The 23954-nt window shown below is 54.0% G+C and carries 23 protein-coding genes; 3 read left to right on the top strand and 20 right to left on the bottom strand.

Features of this window, described 5'->3' with window-relative positions; genetic code table 11:
* Positions 1-9: 9 nt before the first annotated feature.
* Together P0078_RS19660 and P0078_RS19655 are read right to left on the bottom strand one after the other, a co-directional pair.
* Positions 10-303, bottom strand: coding sequence for a co-chaperone GroES (locus P0078_RS19660; protein WP_020412315.1), 294 nt, complete (start codon positions 301-303; stop codon positions 10-12).
* Positions 304-518: 215 nt separating this feature from the next.
* A complete protein-coding gene (locus tag P0078_RS19655; protein WP_282931588.1) occupies positions 519-1004 on the bottom strand; it encodes an FxsA family protein in 486 nt (161 codons plus the stop codon).
* A gap of 144 nt (positions 1005-1148) precedes the next feature.
* Between P0078_RS19655 and cfa the strand changes: the two genes are divergently transcribed.
* Entirely contained in the window at positions 1149-2297 is a 1149-nt protein-coding gene (gene cfa / locus P0078_RS19650) for a cyclopropane fatty acyl phospholipid synthase (RefSeq protein ID WP_282931587.1), read from the top strand.
* An 83-nt stretch (positions 2298-2380) separates the two neighbouring features.
* Here cfa and P0078_RS19645 read toward each other — a convergent pair whose 3' ends face one another.
* Both P0078_RS19645 and P0078_RS19640 read right to left on the bottom strand, forming a co-directional pair.
* Entirely contained in the window at positions 2381-3142 is a 762-nt protein-coding gene (locus P0078_RS19645) for an SDR family oxidoreductase (RefSeq protein ID WP_282931586.1), read from the bottom strand.
* Between the two features lie 84 nt (positions 3143-3226).
* Positions 3227-4258, bottom strand: coding sequence for a DUF481 domain-containing protein (locus tag P0078_RS19640; protein WP_282931585.1), 1032 nt, complete (start codon positions 4256-4258; stop codon positions 3227-3229).
* A gap of 240 nt (positions 4259-4498) precedes the next feature.
* Here P0078_RS19640 and P0078_RS19635 point away from each other — a divergent pair, with 240 nt between their 5' ends.
* Complete coding sequence (locus P0078_RS19635) at positions 4499-4804, top strand: MGMT family protein (RefSeq protein WP_282931584.1); 306 nt, start codon at positions 4499-4501, stop codon at positions 4802-4804.
* Positions 4805-4821: 17 nt separating this feature from the next.
* Here the strand turns inward: P0078_RS19635 and P0078_RS19630 are convergent, their stop codons facing one another.
* The 8 genes from P0078_RS19630 to P0078_RS19595 all read right to left on the bottom strand — a co-directional run bounded on the left by P0078_RS19630 (position 4822) and on the right by P0078_RS19595 (position 15292).
* Complete coding sequence (locus P0078_RS19630; RefSeq protein ID WP_282931583.1) at positions 4822-6093, bottom strand: AmpG family muropeptide MFS transporter; 1272 nt, start codon at positions 6091-6093, stop codon at positions 4822-4824.
* Between the two features lie 236 nt (positions 6094-6329).
* Entirely contained in the window at positions 6330-7703 is a 1374-nt protein-coding gene (locus P0078_RS19625; RefSeq protein ID WP_353057016.1) for an AmpG family muropeptide MFS transporter, read from the bottom strand.
* A 71-nt stretch (positions 7704-7774) separates the two neighbouring features.
* Positions 7775-8347, bottom strand: coding sequence for a YbhB/YbcL family Raf kinase inhibitor-like protein (locus tag P0078_RS19620; RefSeq protein WP_282931582.1), 573 nt, complete (start codon positions 8345-8347; stop codon positions 7775-7777).
* Positions 8348-8362: 15 nt separating this feature from the next.
* Positions 8363-9409 carry a threonine ammonia-lyase gene (locus P0078_RS19615; RefSeq protein ID WP_282931581.1) on the bottom strand — a complete coding sequence of 349 codons (1047 nt, stop codon included), beginning with the start codon at positions 9407-9409 and terminating at the stop codon, positions 8363-8365.
* Positions 9410-9461: 52 nt separating this feature from the next.
* Positions 9462-10889, bottom strand: a complete 1428-nt coding sequence (locus P0078_RS19610) for an aldehyde dehydrogenase family protein (protein WP_282931580.1) — start codon at positions 10887-10889, stop codon at positions 9462-9464.
* A 217-nt stretch (positions 10890-11106) separates the two neighbouring features.
* The gene (ampE, locus tag P0078_RS19605) at positions 11107-11982 is read right to left on the bottom strand and encodes a regulatory signaling modulator protein AmpE (protein WP_282931579.1); all 876 of its coding nucleotides are present in this window, start codon (positions 11980-11982) and stop codon (positions 11107-11109) included.
* 90 nt (positions 11983-12072) lie between these two features.
* Positions 12073-12630, bottom strand: coding sequence for a 1,6-anhydro-N-acetylmuramyl-L-alanine amidase AmpD (gene ampD, locus P0078_RS19600; RefSeq protein WP_282931578.1), 558 nt, complete (start codon positions 12628-12630; stop codon positions 12073-12075).
* 190 nt (positions 12631-12820) lie between these two features.
* Positions 12821-15292, bottom strand: coding sequence for a DUF1631 domain-containing protein (locus tag P0078_RS19595; protein ID WP_282931577.1), 2472 nt, complete (start codon positions 15290-15292; stop codon positions 12821-12823).
* A 434-nt stretch (positions 15293-15726) separates the two neighbouring features.
* Between P0078_RS19595 and nadC the strand changes: the two genes are divergently transcribed.
* Entirely contained in the window at positions 15727-16581 is an 855-nt protein-coding gene (gene nadC, locus P0078_RS19590) for a carboxylating nicotinate-nucleotide diphosphorylase (protein WP_282931576.1), read from the top strand.
* A gap of 27 nt (positions 16582-16608) precedes the next feature.
* Here nadC and P0078_RS19585 read toward each other — a convergent pair whose 3' ends face one another.
* From P0078_RS19585 to ccoO, 8 genes are all read right to left on the bottom strand, one after another.
* Positions 16609-17358 carry a sulfite exporter TauE/SafE family protein gene (locus tag P0078_RS19585; RefSeq protein ID WP_282931575.1) on the bottom strand — a complete coding sequence of 250 codons (750 nt, stop codon included), beginning with the start codon at positions 17356-17358 and terminating at the stop codon, positions 16609-16611.
* On the bottom strand, positions 17359-17544 hold the full coding sequence (gene ccoS / locus P0078_RS19580; RefSeq protein ID WP_282931574.1) for a cbb3-type cytochrome oxidase assembly protein CcoS: 186 nt from the start codon (positions 17542-17544) through the stop codon (positions 17359-17361).
* A 34-nt stretch (positions 17545-17578) separates the two neighbouring features.
* Positions 17579-20011, bottom strand: coding sequence for a heavy metal translocating P-type ATPase (locus P0078_RS19575; RefSeq protein WP_282931573.1), 2433 nt, complete (start codon positions 20009-20011; stop codon positions 17579-17581).
* Positions 20008-20532, bottom strand: a complete 525-nt coding sequence (locus P0078_RS19570) for a FixH family protein (protein ID WP_282931572.1) — start codon at positions 20530-20532, stop codon at positions 20008-20010. The genes P0078_RS19575 and P0078_RS19570 overlap by 4 nt, the downstream gene beginning before the upstream one ends.
* A gap of 85 nt (positions 20533-20617) precedes the next feature.
* Positions 20618-22036, bottom strand: coding sequence for a cytochrome c oxidase accessory protein CcoG (gene ccoG / locus P0078_RS19565; RefSeq protein ID WP_282931571.1), 1419 nt, complete (start codon positions 22034-22036; stop codon positions 20618-20620).
* A gap of 139 nt (positions 22037-22175) precedes the next feature.
* Positions 22176-23084, bottom strand: coding sequence for a cytochrome-c oxidase, cbb3-type subunit III (ccoP, locus tag P0078_RS19560; protein ID WP_282931570.1), 909 nt, complete (start codon positions 23082-23084; stop codon positions 22176-22178).
* On the bottom strand, positions 23084-23317 hold the full coding sequence (locus P0078_RS19555; RefSeq protein WP_282931569.1) for a cbb3-type cytochrome oxidase subunit 3: 234 nt from the start codon (positions 23315-23317) through the stop codon (positions 23084-23086). The genes ccoP and P0078_RS19555 overlap by 1 nt, the downstream gene beginning before the upstream one ends.
* A gap of 18 nt (positions 23318-23335) precedes the next feature.
* Positions 23336-23953 (bottom strand): cytochrome-c oxidase, cbb3-type subunit II, encoded by a 618-nt coding sequence (ccoO, locus tag P0078_RS19550; RefSeq protein WP_282931568.1) that lies wholly within the window; start codon positions 23951-23953, stop codon positions 23336-23338.
* Between the last annotated feature and the right edge of the window lies 1 nt (position 23954).

The following is a 23954-nucleotide window of genomic DNA, read 5'->3' as shown; positions in this document are numbered from 1 at the left end:
AGGCTGGCCTTAGCCTTCCAACACGCCGTAGATGTCACCTTCGCTCATGATGATCAGCTCTTCGCCTTCCACCTTGAGGGTATTGCTGTCGGCATAGCGACCGAAAACAACAGTGTCACCTACCTTCACAGACAGTGCGCGAACGTCGCCATTGTCCAGCTGCTTGCCCTCACCCACGGCTACCACTTCACCTTGGTTCGGCTTTTCTTTGGCAGCGCCTGGCAGCACGATACCGCCAGCTGACATCGCTTCTTCTTCCTTACGGCGTACTACGACGCGGTCGTGTAAAGGACGAATTTTCATGGATAAGTTCTCCATTGAGTCGTTTTAATGGTTTCCAACATGGACGGCACTGGCCCTTTGGGCCGGTAACCTCACCCCTCTCTGATCCCCAGAGGCGGGGCTTAATTCTCAGTTGAACCCTATCTATGGGCGGGAATAAGGATTTCAACACCATCAGGTGAAAAAACTGCAAAGCAAATTCTCATCACTGACATTTTGTATGTTTTTTAACCCAATCAGGACTTGGGGCGCTTATCTTCAACGGAGTGTTGATTCTCTCCGGGGCGCTTCTCATCTTTCGAATACTCCCCCTCAATAATGTCATCGCCATGCTTGTGATTTGGCGACTGATTGAAGTGCTGCGGGGGAACCACTTTTACATGGCGAAGGATAAAACCGAGCAACAGGTTCCTGAGCCCCGGTATCAGGCAGATAAAGCCGAAGAAGTCGGTAATAAAGCCCGGAGTGAGTAACAACACACCGCCTACAGCGAGGAATATCCCTTCAACCATCTCTTTGGCGGGAATATTTCCAGCCTGCATCTTCTCTTGGGCCCGCATCAAGGTAGAGATTCCCTGGCGGCGAAGCAGTGTCACTCCTACCACTGCGGTCAAAATAACCAGACCGATCGTTGGCAGGGCGCCAATTTCACTGCCTACGGCAATCAACACCCACATTTCGAGTACAGGTAGAGCTATAAATAGAAGTAGTAATGGGCGCATTGCGGGAATTCCTAGTTAACCAGCTTCGCAGAGAGCCGGGGCGATCACGGTTTTTTCAATATGCTGTAGTAAATGGAGTGGGGAGGCAAATTATTCAAGGGCGCCTTATTCAACCCCACGAAAACTGGAGATAGGGAGGATTGAATGGCAAGCGAGCAGCAGGATGCGATAGAAGTGCCAGCTATCGGGCGTAGCCGCCATTTAGTGGACGATATTTTAGCAAAAGCGGACATTCAAATTAATGGGGAGAGGCCCTGGGATCTACAACTCAACCGGGAAGCAGCCCTGGATGAGATCATCGCTCGGCACAGCCTGGGGCTGGGCGAGACGTATATGCGCGGCGACTGGGACGTGCAGGCTTTGGACCAGTTCATGCAACGGCTACTGTCCGCAGAGCTACACCTCAATTTAAAAAACTGGCGCTACTTATGGCGAACTATACGCAGCAACTTGCTGAACTTACAAAGTAAAAGCCGCTCATTCAATGTAGGCGTACAGCACTACGATTTGGGCAACGAGTTCTACAGCGCCATGCTCGATTCCCGTCTCACCTACAGTTGTGGTTATTGGAAAGACGCAACAACCCTGGATGAAGCCCAAGAGGCAAAACTTGATCTGATCTGCCGAAAACTGGAGCTGAAGCCTGGTATGCGCCTGCTGGACATCGGTTGCGGGTGGGGCAGCCTGGTCAGCTATGCAGCGCAGAAATACCAGGTGGAGTGTGTCGGTATCACCATCTCCCGGGAACAGCGTGCCTATGTAGCAGAGCGCTATAACGACCTGCCCATTACCGTGAAGCTGATGGATTACCGTGACTTAAATGAACCTTTCGATCGAATTGCCAGTGTCGGGATGTTTGAACATGTAGGGCATAAGAACTATCGCACCTTCATGCAGGTAGCTCAACGCTGCCTGGATAAAGATGGACTAATGCTGCTGCACACTATCGGTAACAATATTCGTAGTTCCTCCACTGACTTATGGACAGAAAAATATATTTTTCCCGGTGGTGAAGTGCCTTCATTGGGGCAAATAGGGGATGCTGCCGATCGCCTCTTAGTATGTGAAGACGTACACAACTTCGGCTATTACTACGATAAAACACTAATGGCCTGGCATGAAAACTTCGAGAAAAATTGGCCGCACTTTGCCGATCGCTATGGCCAGCGCTTCTACAGAATGTGGCGCTACTACCTGCTTGCCTGCGCAGGTGGCTTTCGGGTGCGAACTCTACAACTGTGGCAGTTTATGTTCTCGAGGTTCCGCACCGACGGTGTCACCCGGTTAAGCTGAGGTTGGTTTAGCCCCTGCACTAATTGCAGAAACAAAAAAGGGTGAACTTTGTTCACCCTTTTTATGTTCGGATACAGAGAAACTTACAGGCGCGCTCCGCCATCTATATCCATCACGCGACCGGTAACATAGTCATTCTCCAGGATAAACGCTACTGTCGAAGCGATCTCATCCTGCTCACCCAACCTGCGCAGAGGTACTTGTTTTACCAAGCTCTCGAGAATTTCCGGGCGCATCTGTGCAACCATATCGGTGCCTATAAAGCCTGGGGCAATTCCGGCAACACGCACACCGTAGCGTGCGAGTTCGCGTGCCCAAGATACTGTCATCGCGGCAACACCTGCTTTACTGGCAGAGTAGTTGGTCTGCCCCATATTGCCCGCACGGGACAGACTGGAGATATTGATCATCACCCCACCCTTGCCGCTTTCCGCCATAATGCCCGCAGCAGCGCGGCCGCAAAGGAATACACCGGTGAGGTTCACATCGATCACCGACTGCCACTGAGCCAGGGACATACGATCAGTCACTTTGCCATCTTTGCACTTGAGCAACATGCCATCGCGCATAATGCCGGCATTATTAATCAGCACCTGAAGCCCACCAAAGTCCGCTGCAATTTTTGCAAACCCGGAATCTACCGCTTCTTCATCAGCAACATTGATCAAGTAGCTGCGAGCCTCAGCACCGAGTTTTTCACAAGCAGCGACACTCTCTTTCAGGCCTTCTTCATTAACATCGATCAGGGCCAGGCGCGCGCCCCGTGCGGCCAAATACTCGGCCATCGCTCGGCCCAAACCCTGGCCCGCACCGGTAATCGCAACAATACTGTCAGCGATCTGCATATTAAACTCCTCGTCGTCGCTCGTTTTTTAGATTTATCGTTTATGACTGCCTTCAAACCTGCCCTATGCAGGCTAAAGGGGGAATTACCATTCGTAACCTACGCCAACGGTCACTTTGGTATCTTCTTTTTCACTTTCCAGGGAGGGCGTATTGTCGTACTGCCACTCGTAACCGATTTCCATCAGCACGCCTTCAACCAAAGGAGTTCGCACCCCCAATTTGGCATTAGCTTCGTAATCGTTACTGTGATCAAAGGATTGTAAGGTTTCCTGGTCGAAATAAATTTCCGGCCCAAGGGAAAACTTGTAGCGGTAGTTAAGTGCGATTCGACCGGCGACATAACGCTCGTCCTGGCCTTCACTCAACTCCTCGTCAATAAAACTCTCTTGCAGGCTACTCACACCTCCTTCGAGGGAGAAGGTGGTTTTGCTTGTGTCGTAAAACAGATAACCCATACCGAGACCGAGAGTGGTTCCCAGATCCAGGTTCTGTGCTTCTTCTCTTTCCAACTCACTGTTGGCTGCAGCAAACCAATTTTCAGAAAAGATCCAGCGAAGATCATAGTTGAGCTGGTACTTTTCCAGATCACCGTCTTCTTCACTCTCCTGGTTTTGGTACACCGCCCCCATCAGGTGCTGAAAATCGTTATGACGGATATCTAAGTTGATGTTGACGTCGAGGTCTTCGCGCTCGCGGTTACCGCTTTCGAATACGCCTCCAGCAGTTACATCACCGCTGAACAACACCGGACTGGTGGTAAATGTGCTGTAGGGTTCTGCCCGCTCAATACCGGGGAAGTCGATCAGCCAACCGCGCCCCTCAGCACAGTACACTTCCCAACGCTCTTCGCGGTGGCCAGCCAAGGTACAAGGTTCATCCCTGCCGGCAATTTTGATATCGGTATCGACATCCATTGACACTACCTTGGATTTGTCGACTTTAACTTCACCAAAGGTCTCTGATTTCCAAGTAACCTGATCCTTCTCCACAAGCACCAAATCACCTTGAATGCGATCGCCATTTTCCAGAGTCAGCACACCGGCATAGGCCTGGAAGGGCGCAATAAACAGGAGAGTTCGTACAAAGAACCTGGGGAGTCGTGTCGATAAAACCACTAAGAAACCTTGGATTTTTAGGTGTGTGAAAGGCGCAAACAGCCGTAGTAATCGCACCATAATGCCATAACTAGAATCATGTGGCACGCCATCAAAGTAGCCGCTTTTACGCAGGTCTGACTGTGACCTTACAAGCTGGTAAAGTATCCATAAATGGCGAATAAAAATCTCAGATTCACAAGATTACAAAGTAAAAAAGTGCGCCTAATTGGCGTATTTCGCCGACAGTTTGAGCTTTTTATGGAAAAACAGAACTCCCTGGAAAGAATATGCCAAGCTTTGGCAGCCATCCCCAAGGGCCGGGTTGTGACTTATGGAGACTTGGCTGAGATGGCAGGCTACCCACGTGCCGCTAGACTTGCCGGTCAGACCCTGCGTAAGTTGCCCAGGGGCACCAAGCTCCCCTGGCACCGAGTTATCAACGCCCAGGGGCGCATCTCCCTGCCAGAGCCCGGCGCCAGCCACCAGCGTAAGAGACTTGAAAGCGAGGGCGTTACATTGTTGAAAGGACGGGTGGATATGAGTAAATACCGCTGGAAACCTTAGCCGCCGCTGAAGACAAACTACGCAACCTCATCTGCCCCCCAGGGCGCAACCCAAAACAGCAGGATCATCCCGGGAACCGCCAGGGCGGCACACAGGAGAAAGAAATGTGTCCACCCCATTCCCTCCACCAAATAGCCGGTGGAAGCATTGGCGAAGGTGCGCGGGAGCGAGGTCAAGGCAGTAAACAAGGCAAATTGAGTCGCGGTGTGCAACTTGCTGGTAGTTCGGGCGATAAATGCAATAAACACCGCTGTCCCCAACCCCACCCCGAGATACTCAAAGGCAATTACTATCGCCAATAGCCAGAGGCTAGGATTGAAATCTGGAGTGCCCACCAGCTCGCCATTCACTTCAGACAAAATCATAAATCCGAATATTGAAACCAGCTGTACCACACCAAAAATCCACAAGCACTTATTAATCCCGATCTTTACAATTAATAAGCCGCCAAAGAAACCGCCAATTACCGCAGGCCACAAACCGGCATTCTTCGCCACTATGCCAATATCCGTATTGGAATATCCCATATCCAGGTAGTAGGGCGTCGCCAGTGCTGTGGCCATGCTATCGCCGAGCTTGTACAAAAACATAAAGGCCAGTACGAGCACCGCCTGTTTTACACCATTGCGATTAAAGAATTCGACGAAGGGTAAAACAATGGCTTCCCGCAGAGAATTAGGGCGAGCTGCTGGATGTTCCGGCTCAGCGACCATCAATGTCATAAAGACGGCAATCAACATAAAGGCCGCAGTAATCATAAACACCTGGTCCCAGGCCAGGTGATCCGACAGAATCAAGCTGAGGGAGCCAGGGATCAAGCCGGAAATACGATAGGCGTTGGCGTGGAAGGAATTGCCCAGTCCCAACTCCTGGTCCGGCAAAATCTCCCTTCGGAAAGCATCCAGGACTATATCCTGGCTGGCACTGAAAAATGCCACAGCAAAGCAAATTGCGGCAATTGACCAGATATCAAACTGGGGACTGAACATCCCCAGGACGCCAATGGAAACTATCAGCAACAGCTGCATTACCAACATCCAGCCCCGCCGGCGGCCGAGCATCGGGAATGCATAGCGCTCCATCAGCGGAGACCAGATAAATTTCCACGTATAAGGCAACCCCAGCAATGCAAAAATACCGATAGTGGCCAGGTCTACACCCTCGGTACGCAGCCAAGCGGGCACCAACTGTATCAATACAAAAAGAGGCATCCCCGAAGAGAAACCGGTGCCAATACAAATCAGCATACGCCGATTAAACACCGCCTCCCGGATGGTTTCGTGGGCCATAGTTTGTCGCTTTTATTCGCTGAGCATCGTCTACCAGTGATACCCGACCCGACAGGCAACAGACACACAATCAAACATAAGGGCGAGTCTATGGAGGGGTGGGTTTCACCTTTACAACCACCATAGACACAAGCCGGGCAGAATGCCCGGCGAAGAGTTTTGATATGACATAGGGATTTAGAAAAGAGCTGAATTCGGGGTGTACTCTTAGAGAGGAAATAGCATCCCTGTAAACCTTAGGTAGTGCCCGCTCCCGGCTGAACTTCTTCTCCCGGCCAGTCGCGCTGCTCGCGGCGCCAAAAATAAATGGACAGCGCAATGGCTGGAATTCCCATAAGCGCCGCATAAATAAAGAAGTAGGCATAACCCTGAGCATCCACCACTATGCCGGAAAAACCACTGATAAATTTCCCCGGCAAGGTCATCAGGGAGCTAAACAAAGCATATTGAGTGGCGGTATAAGCTTTATTGGCAAGACTGGAGAGAAACGCGATCAGTATCGCATTGGCAATTCCTCCACTGATGTTGTCCGCACTAATTACCAGCGCCAACCAGGCTTTATCGGGACCGATCACAGCGAGCTGGGCAAATAACAGGTTGGTACAGGCGACCATAACCGAACCCAGTATCAGCGGACGCACAACACCGTATCGCACCACTAACAGCCCACCTAGAAAGGAACCGATAATGGTACAGAAGAAGCCAAACAGCTTACTGATTTCAGCAATTTCCGTTTTGGTAAAGCCCAGATCCAAATAGAAGGGATTGGCCATCACCCCCATCGCAATATCACTTAAACGGAAAATACCGATAAACACCAACAGAATGATTGCGAAGCGGCCATTGCGCTGGAAAAACTCGATAAAGGGGCAGGCCACGGCGCGAATAAACCACTGCTTCATGCGACCATGTTCCCCCTTGCCCAACAGGCGCTGGGCCCACTCGCTTTGCAGCTCATCGGCTTCTTTGTTTACCTTGCTGTGATCGGGCTCGGCAATAATCAAGGTGGTAATCAGGCCCACGCCCATCAATCCAGCCATCGCAAGATAAGCACCGGACCAGCTAAAGATATCCGCAATAAACAGGGCGCCCGCTCCAGCTATCAGCATTGCCACCCGATAGCCAAATACATAATTGGCAGCCATAGCGCCCTGATAGTCGTCATCCATGGCCTCAATTCGATAGGCATCAATCGCCACATCTTGAGAGGCCGAACAGAAAGCGACCCACAGGGCCAGTAGGGCTACGTGCATCAGGGAGAGCTGGGGATTTACACTGGCCATACCTATCAGGCCAATCGCTATCCCGATTTGGGATACCAGCATCCAGCCCCGACGCTTGCCCAATTTGTCCGTGAAAAAAGGCAGACGCAGCTGATCGACAATAGGGGCCCAGAGAACCTTGATCGAAAAGGTGATCCCCACCCAGGCAAAAAACCCGATGGCGGTACGGCTGACACCGTAGTCCCGCAGCCAGGCAGTCAAGGTAGAGAAAACCAGCAGTAATGGGAGGCCGGCGGAAAAGCCGAGGAAAAACATGGTGAGTACACGGGGCTTCAAATAAGCGGCCAGCGCTTGCCCCCATGTCATTTGCTTTTGTGAGTTGGTCAAGCGCGGGCCTCCAGAGCCTGAGCCGCCGCAACAGCGATCACCGTGCAGCGGGATTAGATTAATTTATTTACTCAGTGGCCCCACAAAACTTCCAGCTCCGCTTCGGCCAACTTATTGGCATTGATATTGAAGCCAACTTTAGCAGGAGAAGTGTTTTCATCCAGCGGCAGGGATTCCACTTTCAAGGCATAGACACGAAAACGATAGCGATGATCCCCGTGCCCCTTGGGCGGGCAGGCACCACCGTAACCGGAATTACCATAATCATTGCGCCCCTGCACTGCTTCTGGAATCAGGCCGTTCTTCAGGTCACCGGCCCCTTCCGGCAGATTGGTCGTATCAACTGGGATATTAAATACCACCCAGTGCCACCAACCACTACCGGTGGGTGCGTCGGGATCGTAAGCGGTAATAGCAAAACTCTTTGTGCCCTCCGGTGCCCCACTCCAGCTCAATTGGGGAGACAGGTTCTCACCGCCGCAGCTGCCATAAACATGAGCCATGGGCATTTTCTTTCCAGCTTGCAGGGAGCTGGATGACAGTGTCAGCTTCTCAGCAATCGCGTTGGTTCCAGTCAGCGACAGCGCAGCAACACAAAGCAGCCCGGCCAAACCCCGGCCGCCCTTTTTCAATAAATGACTCATATCCCAGCTCCCCTTTTAGTTTTCTTCACTGGACAGCAGTGGGCCCACTTTGTCCAGATCCATATTTCCGCCGGTCAGAACAACCACGACATTCTTATTGCGAAAGCGCGCGCTGTGCTCAATGATCGCAGCGAGACCCACCGCAGCCGACGGTTCTACCAGCTGTTTGGTTCGCGTCCACAATAGCCGCATCGCATTGACGATACCAGCTTCACTGACCGTCACAATATCCCGCACCGTGCGCTCAATAACGGCGTAATTTTTGCCGCCCAATGTTGTGCGCAGACCATCGGCGATCGTATCAGGCTGTTGTGTGGTGATATGAACGCCACCGCGCAGTGAACGCTGGGCATCATCCGCTCCGGCGGGTTCCGCACCAATTACCAGGATATCGGGGGCAAGTGCAGCCATAGCCAATCCCACGCCGGACAAAAGTCCACCGCCTCCCACTGGCGCCACAATAACGTCTGGAGCAAAGCCCTGTTCGCGGCTCTGCTTGAGCACTTCCATGGCTACAGTGCCCTGCCCAGCAATAATGCGCTTATCGTCATAGGGCGGGACTTCGTGCGCACCGGTTTCCTCAAGTACCTTTGCCAAAGTGGATTCGCGATCAGCCAGGCTGGGGCCCGAAGTCACTACCTTCGCGCCATACCCCTCAACCGCCATGCGTTTTGTCTTGGGAGCCGTTTCGGGCATCACCACCGTACAGGCCAATCCCCGCTGGGCTGCTGCCCAGGCGAGCGCCGCACCGTGATTACCGGACGAATGGGTGGCAACTTCCTCGACCCCGTCCGGGAGCAGCGAAAGCGCATTAGCCGCGCCCCGCGCTTTAAAGGCACCCACTTTCTGCAAGTGCTCACACTTAAACCACAAATTGGCGCCCGTCAGCTCGTTCAGCTGCCGAGAGCTGAGCAGAGGGGTCTCGTGTACCATGCCTGCAATATTTTGAGCGGCACTAAATACATCCTCACTGGCAGGTATCTCGTTGCGATCCAGGGGCATAACACTGTTATCCTTTTCGACTACATGGGAATAATCCAGCTTATCCACCGCCGATAACATCCAGTGTTCTACGGAGCAGGCACAGTGGAAAACCATGCCTATCGATAAGGAATTATTTGCTGAGCATACGCAGGAATTTCATTTTCCTGTCGTTGAAGGGTGCATATCGTATATCGATATCGAGGATATTTCTGCGCCGCATTACGGCCTTGTAATGACTGAAAGTGCGGAAGCCATGCTCTCCATGGTAGGACCCCATACCGCTGGCACCAACGCCTCCAAAAGGCAGGTCCTGGGCCAGCATAAACATCATGCAGTCATTCACGCAGGCGTTGCCGGAGCTGCAACGGGATAGAATCCGATCCGCCAATGCTTCATCCTGGGTAAATACATACAGGGCCAGGGGCTTCTCTCGCTCATTGACAAACTCCTCCGCTTTGGAGAAATCATCCAGTTCAATAATGGGGAGTATCGGGCCAAAGATCTCCTCCTGCATAACTCCCGCAGAGAGATTGACGTTGCGCATTATGGTGGGCGCCATATAGCAGTCATCCACATCGACTTCACCGCCAAATACCACCTCTCCATCCCCCAGGTAATCCGACAGGCGAAGGGTGTGCTGGCTGTTAATAATGCGCCCATAGTCGGCAGATTCCCGCGGATGCTCCCCATACATTTCCCAGAGCACCCGCTGCAACATGGGGGTGAGCCGATCGGCTGTCCGCCGACTACAAAGAACATAATCCGGGGCGATACAAGTCTGCCCCGCATTGGTAAATTTACCCCAGGCAATTCGCCGTGCAGCCACTTCCAAGTTGGCATCATCGGCAACAATACAAGGGCTCTTTCCGCCGAGTTCCAGGGTTACCGGAGTCAGGTATTTAGCCGCCGCACTCATTATGATTTTGCCGACCCGGCCACCGCCGGTGTACATAATATGGTCCCAACGCTGCTCCAGCAGCGCCGTGGTTTCTGCCACACCACCTTCGACACACGCAAAGGCATCGTTGTCGAGATAACGCGGTAATAATTCTGCGATTAACCGGGAGGTTGCGGGGGATAACTCAGAGGGCTTTTCCACCGCACAATTGCCGGCGGCAATCGCCGGTACCAGCGGCGATAACAATAATTGCAGCGGATAATTCCAGGCACCGATAATCAGCACAACACCCAGCGGCTCCGGTTGCACATAGCTCTTGGCCGGCTGGGTCATCATCGGCGATTGGACCTTGCGCGGGCGCACCCATTTCTTCAGGGACTTCAGGGTGTGATCGATATCGTTGTAGAGAAATGAAATTTCAGTGAGGTAGCTTTCCTGGGGAGCTTTGCGCAAATCATCGTGAAGGGCTTGGACAAAATGTGCCTCGTTCTCGGAGATCATCTTGCGCAGTTGACACAGTTGCCTGCGCCGCCAACTTATTTCGGCAGTGCTACCACTGCGAAAATAGGTTCGCAACCCCGCCACTAATGTGGCTGCATTCCAATCGTTTGCTGTAGCCAGATCTGACAACATCTGCGGTTCCAGTACCGAAACTTCCAAACCCTACTTCCTTCAATGAGTATAAGCCGTCACAGGCAATGGCTAGCTCCGCTTTATTGGTATGGCAAAGCGCCGAAGTCCGGCAGCTGGGGCGCGCAATTTCGTAGGAAGGCGGGGATAAGTCAATATAGAGAGGAAATAAAATTTTGAAAATGACGACAAGCTCAGCAGCCGCCCCGGAGCACACTAAGTAGCTCAGAGGCGATTGTTTTGGCTATCAGATAAACAAAACCAGAAGGGCTAAACCAGTTATCCACAGAAGCAAGGTTCTGGAAAGCAGTGCCTGCAGCCCCTCAATCTCGGCACCGCTTTGGCGCTGCATTTGCGACAGGTCGGAACCGCCACTGCACTCGCTGGCATCAATACCGCCAAGAGCCCCTTCCAGGTAAGCCTCAAGAACTTGATCGGTTTGGCTTTCACGACACATCAACACCCGGCGCCAAGCGCGGTAACAACCGGCAAAATTGCCCACAATGGCAAAGCTCAGTCCCATCACACGGACCGGCAACCATTCCAGTAACCACAACCAGCGCGCCGCAGTCGCTTCCTCGGAGGAGCCCCGGGTATTTTCAGCATATAGAGCACTCAAGCGGAAGAGTACTGCCCCGGGGATACCCAGCAGAATAAACCAAAACAATACGGCAAAGAGTCTCTCAAAGGCACAATAGGCTGCGCCGCGAAATACCTGCTCATGCAAGCAAGTATCATCGGAGGGCGCTTCGTGTAACTCGCGCAAAATCGGAGCTGCCGCCTTGTTAGCACCTTCAAAGTCTCCGCTGTACCAATTACGCAGGTAATTCGCGACAATTTCGTTGAAGTTGCCGCGACCGAGACAATAGAGCAGCAATGGCACCCCCAACAGCAAGTAGCCCAGGCCGCCCGCTGCGCCCTCTGCCAGCGCCATCACAATCGCAGAGATCAATACTGGAACCAGGATAGTGACACCAAGCAGCAGACCACTATTGCCATTAATACTGGGCAACGCCTGTAAATACTGGCCCCAGCGACTGAACCAACCATCGCGATGTAACGGGGCCCCTGAACCCCAGATTTGCACCAGGGCAACGGTGATCAGAACAATTAACAGAGTCATAAATAATCCGAGACTGTTTCAGTTATCAAAATCGTGCTGCGACTCTTGTTTACTAGAGGCCGTCCCACTTTTGAGGTTCGCTACTGGGGATCAAACGATTTCTTTTAGCTTATTGAGGTAGCGCTCCCAGTCAAAACCCGGACCCGGGTCCAATTTTCGGCCGGGGGCAATATCAGAGTGACTGGCGATTCTATCGATATCAATGGAGGGGTATGCCTGCATAATCGCTGCACTCACCTCGGCGAGAGCATGATATTGAGCATCGGTATATATATCGGTATCCAACCCCTCCAGCTCAATGCCAATCGAAAAATCATTGCAGTTGGTACGGCCTTTAAACTCAGACTTGCCCGCATGCCAGGCACGCCGATCCAGGGGAACGTATTGCGTTACCAGGCCATCGCGGTCGATCAAAATATGCGCAGACACCTGTAATGCAGCAATATCGGCAAAATAGGGGTGCGCATCGATATCCAACTGCCCCAGGAAAAAGGCATCAATGTAGGGGCCGCCATATTGTCCGGGCGGCAAGCTGATACTGTGAATCACCAATAGATCCACCGCACAGTCTTCCGGGCGGCTATTGCAATGAGGACTCGGAACCCGGCGCGCGCCCGCCAACCAGCCAGACTCCACTTGATATTTCAATCTGCGATCTCCGCTGCAACCTATTGATAGCCCCGGTATCGCCCGAGGCTTCAGCAGTTACCATTCTATGGAAGCGTTGATCGATATGCCAATCTGATCGGAGCAGTATCGCGACATAACTTGCGGAAAACCACTGGCCACTGAATATCCCTGCCAAATACTCAACGTCCGCTCGTTAGTTTCCCGAAAATTAGCGCTGCTCACTGCGCTTCTTGCGCACATTACCAATCACGGACTGCAGCGCCCGCTCAAACAACATACCATCATCCAGTGGCATAAGCTGTGCCGAACGCAGGGCGTGGGCCAGCTCCAGACGAGCAAACTCGGCAACCTTAGCGCCGTTGCGATTAACGAAGATAAACTGGTCGATATCGCGAATTACCGCCGCCAGACGACAACGGAACTGCTCGTCCTCAGAGCGCTTCAGCTCGAACCAACTGCCCTGTGCCAGGCGGAAGGTCATCTGCCAGTGGGGATCATCTTCGTCAAGGGGGGCCAGTCCATCCTGCTCCGGTGCAGCCACCTCTGCTTCAGCAACTGCCTGCTCAAGCTCTTCCATCTGCGGCACCGCCACTTCCTGGGGTTCGGCTTGGACAGCTTCAACAGTAACTTCAGCTGGCTCGCCTGGAAGTTGGACTTCGGCAGTGTCTGTAATCACTTCCTGGGTAACCACAGCTTCAGCAATTACCGCTTCAGTCACGGCAACCGTAGCTTCAGTAACACCAGCGGGTCCGCCATCAGCAGCAGTTTCCTGTTCCACGACAGGGGCAACTGGCTTGTCAGCAACATTATCAGCAACAACAGACGTCGGCTCAGCAGATGTCGCTGCGCGCACTTCGCGGGCAACCTGCTCTGCCACTTCACGCTCACGCTGCTCCGCCAATTGCTGGGCCAGGGCAAAGCGCTCGCGATAAACTTCTTTAAGGCCGGAGAAAAGAGTGCGCGCTTCGAAAGCGTTATAGGAAAGCGCCTCAATTCCCTCGCGCAATCTCTCCTGCAAAACAGGCAGTAAGCTTAATAACTGCTTGCGGGAATCGGGCATTGGCGCCTGGACACTCCACACAAGGTCTCTGGCAGTGCGCACATCGCGGTTCCAGGCATCACTCTCTGTGCCCTCTTTGACACAAGTCAGGAACAGCACATTGTTCCAGACTTTATTTAGCCAATCCTGTACAACCTGCGGCAGGTCTCTCTCTGCAACCAAGGCATCCATCACCGCAGCTACCCGCGCTCGGGCAGCTTGGGTCTTGGCACGGCCATCCGCTTCATCTACAACGCGACGCTCCAGCATCTCAGCGCGCTTGCGTTCGCGGACGATAAATTCCCGCAGTGATTCCAGCAAAACGGCAAAGATGTTGATGTCCCGATCAAACTCGTTAAGCACGCGCTCAACAATTTGGGATATCTCTTTGTACAGGGGATCGGATTCGTAGTTATCCCCTGCCTGCCACCCGGTAGCCGCATCGGCCAACTCGTTGAGCAGTTTACGTGCCGGATGACCGCCTTTACTGAAAAATGATTTATCCGCAATGGCCACTTTCAATAGTGGCAACTGCAATCGACCTAAAAGGGATTTAATCTGGGTAGCGAGGCTACGATCTTCCAGGATAAAGGAGAACAGCATCTCCACCAGCTTGATCACATCACTATCGACTTTTGCCAGTGAGGCCGCCTGGTTAGAGTCCACCAGCCGCTGCTGTAGCAACTCGCCCACATTTAGCAGCTGTACCGCACTACCACCCTGATAGTGGCTTCCACTTTGCAGTGCTCCCAAGTGGGAAAGAAGATCCCCAGCGGGCATCGGTGTAACGCCTGCCGCAGCGGGTACCAGCCCTGGAGGAAAGTGTCCGGTAGCGGCAACGCCACCTTGCCCAGGTTGGCCACCAGCCGTAACACCGCTGGGCCCACCAGTCGGTGCATTGGCAATGGGAGCGGGAGCGCCGTTGTAGGCAGAGCGCTGCCTGGCTACGCGCTGCTGTTCACGCAGCGACGGCAATACACCCTGCTCTACAAGTAGCTGATTGCAGAATTCATAGAAGTCACGCAGTTGCAACATAACTACCTGCTCAAACTTTTTAAGCAGGGTGAGGCGGGCGCGGATGTGAAGATCCAGGTCCTGGTTTGCCTCTACGAAAGCATCGCAGATTACGTCTGGACCCAGAGGATTATTCTTGTCATACACCTTAACGGCGTAGAGCGTATCGAGCCTCATACACAACTCGGTGAGGGGCTCTGCAAAATCGCGCTTGGCTGTAGCCACCATGGTGTCGGCAGCTACTAGTTGCTCCAGGTCATCATTGTGAACCAGCGACAGGTTATCCGAAGCGAAACTACTTTCTGATTTCTCTTCTTCGCGTATCTGAAAAGCGCGAGAGACATTCTTAATAAATTGTTCGGCTATATTGCGGCGCTCCACACGAAGTAAGCGCAAAGCCTGGAAAAGGCCATCCTGCTCTTCCTGGCCATGGGCTCGCTCAGCCATGGCAAACAGGGAATCATCTACTTTTCCGAAAAGCGTTTTTATCCGCTCCAGCAATTGTGCCGTCGCTTTTTCTTTCAGCATTGTCACTGCGGCGGGCAGAACAGCGGGCTTACCTGATGCAGAAATATTGCGCGCTCCACTTTTCTCTGAGAGGGAAACTACCTTTCTGGATTCACTCATTTCCAAGAAGTCCTTCGAATGCTGTCCGACTTGTAGCGCTGAGGCCAAAAGCAAAAATTAGTAATTGGAAAAGTGGTCTCCCAAGCGGAAACGGATACTTTCAATTCCCCGATAACCACATTCCCAAACCTGTTGAAATCCCGCCGCGATCATGTGCGAAAAATCTGCCGAAGTTCTTGATTTCACTCAAGTTTTGATCGCGAGAGAACAGCGTTTACCGGCCCTGCTCTGGAACAATTCAGGCTGCGATCAAGCCTAACTCTTCGGTCATTCTACTCGCGTTATAGGACTGTTTTACACAGTTCTGCGACATATTTGAGACACTTGTCACAGCTATTCGTAGAGCCAACTGCTACTTGTCAATGACTGAGTTCAGCAGTCAAAACCCCGAGTGTTTTGGTAAACTGCGCCGGCGTTAATTTCGAGGTTTCCCAATGCGACCACAAGACACGGCTATTCCCAATATCACTGCCGACCTGCAACGCTCAGTTCAGGTGGCCCTGGAAGAAGATATTGGTAGTGGCGATATCACCGCCCAGCTGATCCCAGAGGACCGCAATGCGCGGGCCCGGGTAATCACCCGCGAAGATTGCACTCTGAGTGGTCGCGCCTGGGTAGAGGCTGTATTCCACGCCCTGGACCCGGAACTCGTCCTCACCTGGCACTTCGAGGACGGCGACCGCATCAGCGCCAACGCCGTTATTTTTGAGCTGGAAGGCAATGCCCGCGCTATCCTCACCGGCGAGCGCGCCGCACTGAATTTCCTGCAAACCTTATCCGGTACTGCCACAACCGCTGCAGAGTTCGCTGCGCGAGCTGAGGGCACTGAGGTGAAGATTCTCGACACCCGCAAGACCATTCCCGGTCTGCGCAGCGCACAGAAATACGCCGTGCTTTGCGGTGGCTGCCACAATCACCGCATCGGTCTTTACGACGCCTTCCTGATCAAAGAGAACCATATCTTCGCCGCCGGAGGCATTGAACACGCCGTCGCCCAAGCGCGAGTGATCAAGCCGGAAGCCTTGATTGAAGTCGAAGTGGAAAATATTGAAGAGCTGGAGCAGGCGCTCGCCGTCGGTGTGGACGTGATTATGCTCGACGAATTCAATGATGAAGACACTAGAACGGCCCTGAAACTGGCCAAAGGCAAAGCCAAAATTGAGCTTTCCGGCAGTGTCGACCGGGATCGCATCGCTCAGTTAGCTGAACTGGAAGTGGACTATATCTCTTCTGGTAGCCTGACCAAGCACCTGCGCGCTATCGACCTATCCCTGCGGATCGACCTCTAGCGCCCACAGGACCCATCATCACTGCGCTTAGTGATGGTGATGATGGTGTCCCTGCTCTTCTTTGTCTTCGGCGGGGGCTTCCATCCCGCTCATCTCCCCGTGGTTGGCGTGGTCTCCGTGTCCACCGTGGCCCATAGCCCCCCAAATGGTCCAGATACCAAACAGCAAAATCGCTGCGGCGAAACCATAGCGAACCCCCGGCTTTTGCACTATGCCACGCACCTGCGCCGCCGCAGCGCCAGTAGCCAGCATGGCCGGCACGGTGCCCAAACCAAAAGCAAACATCGCCAGGGCAGACCGCTCGGCACTGCCCTGGGCCAGGGCAAAAGTCAGCGCGCTATAAACCAAACCACAGGGCAACCAGCCCCACAGGGAGCCCAGTGCCAATGCCTGCCCCGCAGAGCGAACCGGCAGTAATTTGGCCGATAGTGGCTGCACATAGCGCCAAAGGTAACGGCCCCCTTTTTCAATCCAAGCCAATCCCTGCCAGATACCGCCGATATACAGCGCCATCAGGATCAGCATGATCCCGGCGGCAAATCGCAGCGGAGTTAGTGCCGGCAGTATCGCCGCACCGAGGGCACCGGCGAGCGCTCCCATCAGCGCATAGCTACCCAGGCGACCCAATTGGTAAGAGCCCAGCTGCACCCAAGCAGTCTTTTTGCCCGGTACCGCCATACCCAGCGCCCCGGAGATTCCCCCACACATACCGATGCAGTGACTGCTACCCAAAAAACCGATAGCCAGAGCCGCCGCTAAAAAACCCCAGTCCCCCACTTACTTCTCCTGCTTCCTTTCCGAATCAGATTTGTCCTGCTGAACATCATCGTCATCAAACAAAATGCGACGACCTTCCGTTTCCAGGTCATCGTACTGTCCGTTATTCACGGCCCAGAAAAAGAGCTTCACCGCAAAGCCAACCAAAATCACCGCAATGGGAATCAGGAAATACAGACTTTCCATCAGTTAAACCTCCTCTCTTTCTGTGATCACGGGATTAAGCCGCGGCGCTCACAGGGTTTTCGTCGACTTCCTGTCCACGGGACAGACGCAACGCATTTAGCACTACGATCAAAGAACTCAGGGACATACCGATTGCCGCAGCCCAGGGCGGCACCAGACCGCAAAATGCCAGTGGCAGGGCAATCACGTTGTAGCCCAGAGCCCATGCCAGATTTTGCCGCACAATTCGGCGGCACTTGTGCGCCAGCTCTATAGCTTTGGGCAGCACTTCGAGATCTCCGTTCAGCAAAATGGCATCGGCGCGGGACTGGGCCAGATCCGCCGCAGACATCATCGCCACAGAGGCATCGGCACCAGAGAGCACTGGCACATCATTGATGCCATCCCCTACCATTAACACCTTCTCACCATCGCTTTGCAGCTGCTTCATATGGCTGAGCTTGTCCTCTGGCGAGGCACCGGCGCGGTAGTTGTCGATACCCGCTCGCCCTGCCAGCCGCTCAACTTCCGCAGACTGGTCACCACTGAGCAGTTCCACTGAAAGACCTTGCTCAGTCAAACCCTCAACAGCGGTGGTTGCCGAGTTCCGTAACTTATCCCCCAACGCAATCCAGGCAATAGGGCCCAGGGAGTCGCCGAGCAGCAGCCACTGCCCCTCCCCTTCGGGCGTAGAAACATCCTCAGGGAAGACAAAGCTCGCCTTACCCAGCCGGTAACTGCCCCCCTCGATCTGCCCTTCCAGGCCGGCTCCGGTATGGACTTTCAGATCAGTGGCGATGAGATTGCCACGCCAGGCGCGGAAGGCCCTGGCCAGGGGGTGATTGGTTTGGGATTCCAGGGCAGCGGCAACATCCTTAACCCGCTGCTCGCTCCAGTTGGACCGCAGCAAATCAATATGCAGGATTCTCGGCTCACCGCGCGTCAGGGTACCGGTCTTGTCGAACAGCACCCGGCCGATACGCGGCAGAGTTTCCAGTAGGCTGCCTCCAGCCACAAGAAGCCCCAACTGCTGTAAACGCAGGGTGGCGGAGGCCAGGGCAGCAGGGGTTGCCAGCGACAGTGCACAGGGGCAAGTCACCACCAAAACAGACAGGGACACCCAAAAAGCGCGACTGGGATCGATTTGCCACCAGACAACAAACGCCGCCAGTGCCGCGAATAAAACGACGCCGACAAAAATACCCGCAACCCGATCTGCCAGGGCCACTTGGTGGGGTTTATCTAATTGCGCCCGTTCTACCAGGCGCTCAATAGCGGACAAGCGAGTCGACTGCCCCGCTGCCGTGATTCGAATAGTCAGGGTGGAATCGCCGTTGACACTACCGGCATAAACCGGGCTGCCAGCAGACTTCTGTTGCAGTGCCGATTCACCGCTGAGCAGGGATTCATCCACACCACTAACGCCCTCCAGCACCTCCCCATCGGCGGGGACAGTGTCTCCCGGGCGCAACAAAACTTTATCGCCAGCGGCCAATGCGGCCACCGGTACATAGACAATATCGTCCCCTTGGTATTTGGCCGCCGTCATCGGCAGCAACTGAGCCAAACCACCGCTGGCTAAGCCCGCCCGATGGCGGGCGCGCATTTCCACCGTCCGCCCCAACAACAGGAAGAAGGTGAACATGGAGATAGATTCGAAGTACACCTCACCGGTGCCGAATACGGTGGCGTAAAAGCTGGCGACATAGGCCATACCAATCGCCAGGGACACTGGCACATCCATACTCAGGTGTCGAGCGCGCAGACTGCGCAAAGCGGCGCTGAAAAATGGGCGCGCCGCATAGAAAACCACTGGCGTTGCCACCAGTAGGGAAACCCAGCGGAAGTAGCGCTCAAACTCGCCGACGCCCTCTTCCGCGGCAGCACCGAAATACAGGGCGATGGCAAACATCATCACCTGCATGGTGCCGAGTCCAGCGACACCCAGGCGGCGCAGGGCGGCGCGGTGTTCGCTCTGGATCACACTTTCCTGGTTGGCCGCAGTGGCCGGGGCCGGCCGGTAGCCAATCCGCTCCAGTTCGCCAAACAGCTCACTGGGTTTGATCTTGTCGGGATTAAAACCGATCTGGGCACGCTGGGTGCTGGCGTTGACAGAGACCTTCTCAATCCCGTCCAACTGCCCCAGGTGCTTTTCTATCAGCCACACACAGGCTGCACAGGTAATACCGCTAATCAACAGCGAGGCAATCTTGTTGCCGTTATCCCAATCGTGAACGAACTGCTGCTGCACTTCCTGTAAATCGTAAGCCGCCCAGCGGTCCTGGGGTTGAGCTTCCTCCGGCCTGTCGCTCTCCTTCTCCCGGAAGCGATAAAAGCCATCCAGACCACCGGAAACGATAGCGCTGGCCACCGCCTCACAGCCTGGACAACACATATCCCGGGCGGCCCCGTCGATCACCACCGAGTGGTTGCTGCCGGGAGGGACTGGGAGTCCACAGTGATAACAGGAGGAGGAAGACAAAGTCATTGAGTTACTGCGTTCAGTGGCGCGGCATTGCCGAGATCGAAGTTGATTTCACCTTTCAGGCGCCAGTTGGCGTCCTGATGCGCATCAGGATCGAGTTCCGGCATTAAGCGCAGATACCAGCGATTCCCAACGCCTTCAGGCAAGGTGCCCTGGTAGCGGCCCACAGAGAGCTGGGAGAGCTCGATATGCTTATCCAGGTCAGACTCCACCGGGTGGCTCAATGTGAGCAGTAGGGCCTTGGGGTAGTCGAGGTCGCCATTCAGCTCCACGACAACCGTGTTTTCAGCTGGCTGAAACTGGACCAAAGCGGCCAGACCCAGCTCTTTCGCGCGCAAGTCCTGCTCGGCGCTAAAGTGATACATGCGGCTGTCTTTGTAGTAGGTATCACTGACTTTATCGTCAGCAAAGCGCACCGCTATCGAGACTGTAATTGTGGAGACGACCACCACTGCAATCAGTGGAGCCAGTACCATCCACGCCCAAGGTTCCCGGTACCAGGGTTTTGGGGTTGGTTCATTCATCGCGTTACCAAAAAGTTACCGTTTGTGCACAAAAGTCGAGCCCGCCTGGGCGGGCCCGTACTTTGCAACGGGATTGGCGCCCCGTCTACTGCTTTGGACCAATAAACACCGTTCGGTGCTTATCAACCAGCTCAGGATTGTCGACTGCTTGGACAACAATCTCTATATCGTGCTTGGTATCCTTCAGCTGCTCTCTGGGAACACTGACCCGAATAGGAACGGAGAACATCTCTCCCGGCACCAGGTAAATAGTTCTTGGCCTGCGAACGGAGTAATCGTATTCAGGCTTACCTTCCACCTTGATGGTGAATTCGTGGGGAGCCTGATCCATGTTGTTGATTTTCACCGTGTAGACATTTTGCACCTGCCCTTGGGACTCACGGAACATACGGGTACCGCGATCGCGGGAGACTTCAGCCTCGATAGGGCTGCGAGTCATCACCTGCTGTGCAAACAGGCCTGTCATGGCAATAAGAATCAGTGCGTAACCAAACAGGCGTGGACGCAGGAAGCGGGTCTTTCCACCCTGTAATTCATCCTCAGAGGTGAAGCGAATCAAACCCTGCTCATAGCCCATCTTGTCCATAACACTGTTACAGGCGTCGACACAGAGGCCACAATTGATACATTCGTACTGCATGCCGTCGCGGATATCGATATCCACCGGACACACCTGAACACACCAGTAGCAGTCGATACAGTCACCCATACCTTCCGCCTTGTAATCCACGTTCTTTTTGCGCGGACCACGGGTCTCACCCCGCTTGGCATCGTAGTAAACCGCCAGCGTATCCTCGTCGTACATCACCGACTGGAAACGGGCATAGGGGCACATGTATTTACACACCTGCTCGCGCAGGAAGCCCGCGTTCATATAGGTGGCAAAAGTGAAGAAAGCGACCCAGAAAACACCCTGCGGGTGCGCGTTAAACGTCGCCAGATCCACGACTAGCTCGCGCACACCGTAGAAATAGCCCACAAAGGCCAGTGCAGTTGCCAGCGAGATCAGCAGCCAGATGGTGTGCGTGCCACCCTTGCGCAGGACCTTTTCCAGGTTCCAGGGGGCCTTGTCGAGCTTCATTCGCTTATTGCGATCGCCTTCACAAACCCTTTCTGCCCAGATAAACATCATGGTCCAGACGGTCTGCGGACAGGTGAAGCCACACCACACCCTGCCCAGCAATGTGGTGACCGCAAACAGCGCAAAGGCGGCAATGATCAGCAGCCAACCTAGAAGGAAGCCGTCTTGGGGGCCGAAAGTAGTCCAGAAAATATGGAATTGGCGGGTGGGAAGATCAAAGAAGACCGACTGGCGCCCGTCGATATTGATCCAGGGTAGGAAGAAGAAAGCCAGCAGCAAAGGCAGGCCGGTATATTTGCGAACACGGGTGAAAACACCCTTGATATGTCGGATGTAGACTTTGTCTTCCGACTCATACAGCATGCGATAGCGAACTTCGCCATCACCTTCCTGTTCCTCACGGGTTGGAATTAAATCACTCACACAAACCTCACTCTCGCACGGGCACATCTTGTACGTGGGCCAGGTAGCCCCTTATGTTGAGGCTTTTTTCTCCGTCCCTGCAGCGCCCGGAGTCCCTTGATAAAACAAGGCCCAGCAAATGCCGGGCCTCAATAGTTAATTACTGCTTTTCTTCTTCCTGTTGGGACAGGCTGTAGACATAGGCCGCTACGAGGCGAATCTTGTCTTCACGCAGTTTGTCTTTTTGCGCGGGCATCATATTTGTACGACCTCCGCGGATAGTGTGTTGGATCTGTTCGCGCTTCTTACCGTACAGCCAGATGTCGTCGGTCAGGTTTGGCGCACCCAGCATTTGGTTGCCTTTGGCATCCATACCGTGACAAGCCATACACACGGTGTTGAATACCTTCTGACCTTCGGCGGCCATGGCGGTGTCATGCTCCAGGCCGTTCAGGGAGAGAACATACTCTGTCGCATTTCTAACACCTTCCTCACCGATCACCGGACCCTGAGGAGGCATCATGCCCTGACGACCGTTGTACAGGGTTTCCAGGATTTTTTCCGGAGTGCCGCCGTACAGCCAGGCGTTATCAGTCAGGTTCGGGAAGCCGAAGTTACCACCGGCATCTGCACCGTGACATACCGCACAGTTGTTAGCGAAGATCCGGGAACCCATCTTGATGGCTTCGGGGCTCTGCGCAATCTGCTCGATCGGCATATTCTCGTACTTACCGAAGGTCTCGTGGAATCTCTCCTGAGCCTTAGCCTGGGAAGCTTCCAATGCACCGACAGAAGTCCAGTCGCCAACACCTTTGAAGTTACCCAGACCCGGGTAAACCACCAGATATCCCGCAGAGAACACCAGGGTGGCGACAAACAACATGAACCACCACTTGGGCAGCGGGTTGTCGTATTCCTCGATGCCGTCGTAAACGTGGCCCGTGGTTTTGTTTTCCGGTTCAGCCTGGTCATCCACTGCCACCTTTCGGTTGGCGAACAGTACCCAGGTAATCAACGCCAGATTGGCGAGGGTGAGCACAATTACCCACACACTCCAGAATGTACTCATTACTTATCCTGCCCCTGTTTTCGATTGGCTCCGGGTTTATCCCCGGAATTGGATTCGTCCTGCTGAGCGGCCGACTTCTCCTTGTCGGCTTGTCGCTCTTCATCGGCAAATGGCAAATTGGCATCTTCTTCGAAGCGCTTCTTACGTTTCGGAGAGAAGGCCCACCAGCAGATAGCCAGAAAAGCCACAGAGCCCAGAACCAGACCGATTTCCCGCAAAGTTTCAATAGTCACGAGTTTCCTTCCTCGCTATTAGCGTTTTTGGGTAACCAGGGTACCCAGCTGTTGCAAGTAAGCGACCAGCGCGTCAATTTCCTTGACCTTGCCACCTTTGAAAGGCTCAGCGGCGTTGGCGATGTCCTCATCGGTGTAGGGCACACCGACGAAGCGCAGCGCTTCCATCTTACGTGCGGTGTATTCGCCAGTTACCACATTGTCGAACAACCAGGGGTAAGCAGGCATGATTGACTCAGGCACAACGCTGCGCGGGTTGTACAAGTGCGCGCGCTGCCATTCATCAGAGTAGCGTCCACCTACGCGCGCCAGGTCTGGACCGGTACGCTTGGAGCCCCACAGGAAGGGGTGCTCGTAAATGGATTCCTGAGCCATGGAGTAGTGGCCGTAACGTTCAACTTCCGCACGCAGAGGACGAATCATCTGAGTGTGGCAAACGTGGCAGCCTTCGCGAATGTAGATATCGCGACCTTCCAGCTCCATTGCTGTCAGCGGCTTCTGCCCCGGCAGCGGCGTGTAGTTATCCTTGGTAAAGAACTGCGGAACGATCTCAACCAGGGCGCCGAAACTGATGGCGATAATGGTGAAAAAGATCATCCAGCCGATGTTTTTTTCTACGAGGTCATGATTCTTCACG

The sequence above is a fragment of the Microbulbifer sp. VAAF005 genome (assembly GCF_030012985.1).
Taxonomy (GTDB): Bacteria; Pseudomonadota; Gammaproteobacteria; order Pseudomonadales; family Cellvibrionaceae; genus Microbulbifer.
Note: the sequence above shows the minus strand (reverse complement) of the source record. Positions and strands in the feature narration are given on the sequence as shown.

Coding starts and splice junctions, on each gene's coding strand:
- P0078_RS19660 (WP_020412315.1), bottom strand. CDS start 303: ATGAAAATTCGTCCTTTACACGACCGCGTCGTAGTACGCCGTAAGGAA.
- P0078_RS19655 (WP_282931588.1), bottom strand. CDS start 1,004: ATGCGCCCATTACTACTTCTATTTATAGCTCTACCTGTACTCGAAATG.
- cfa (WP_282931587.1), top strand. CDS start 1,149: ATGGCAAGCGAGCAGCAGGATGCGATAGAAGTGCCAGCTATCGGGCGT.
- P0078_RS19645 (WP_282931586.1), bottom strand. CDS start 3,142: ATGCAGATCGCTGACAGTATTGTTGCGATTACCGGTGCGGGCCAGGGT.
- P0078_RS19635 (WP_282931584.1), top strand. CDS start 4,499: ATGGAAAAACAGAACTCCCTGGAAAGAATATGCCAAGCTTTGGCAGCC.
- P0078_RS19630 (WP_282931583.1), bottom strand. CDS start 6,093: ATGGCCCACGAAACCATCCGGGAGGCGGTGTTTAATCGGCGTATGCTG.
- P0078_RS19620 (WP_282931582.1), bottom strand. CDS start 8,347: ATGAGTCATTTATTGAAAAAGGGCGGCCGGGGTTTGGCCGGGCTGCTT.
- P0078_RS19615 (WP_282931581.1), bottom strand. CDS start 9,409: ATGTTATCGGCGGTGGATAAGCTGGATTATTCCCATGTAGTCGAAAAG.
- ampE (WP_282931579.1), bottom strand. CDS start 11,982: ATGACTCTGTTAATTGTTCTGATCACCGTTGCCCTGGTGCAAATCTGG.
- P0078_RS19595 (WP_282931577.1), bottom strand. CDS start 15,292: ATGAGTGAATCCAGAAAGGTAGTTTCCCTCTCAGAGAAAAGTGGAGCG.
- nadC (WP_282931576.1), top strand. CDS start 15,727: ATGCGACCACAAGACACGGCTATTCCCAATATCACTGCCGACCTGCAA.
- ccoS (WP_282931574.1), bottom strand. CDS start 17,544: ATGGAAAGTCTGTATTTCCTGATTCCCATTGCGGTGATTTTGGTTGGC.
- P0078_RS19575 (WP_282931573.1), bottom strand. CDS start 20,011: ATGACTTTGTCTTCCTCCTCCTGTTATCACTGTGGACTCCCAGTCCCT.
- P0078_RS19570 (WP_282931572.1), bottom strand. CDS start 20,532: ATGAATGAACCAACCCCAAAACCCTGGTACCGGGAACCTTGGGCGTGG.
- ccoP (WP_282931570.1), bottom strand. CDS start 23,084: ATGAGTACATTCTGGAGTGTGTGGGTAATTGTGCTCACCCTCGCCAAT.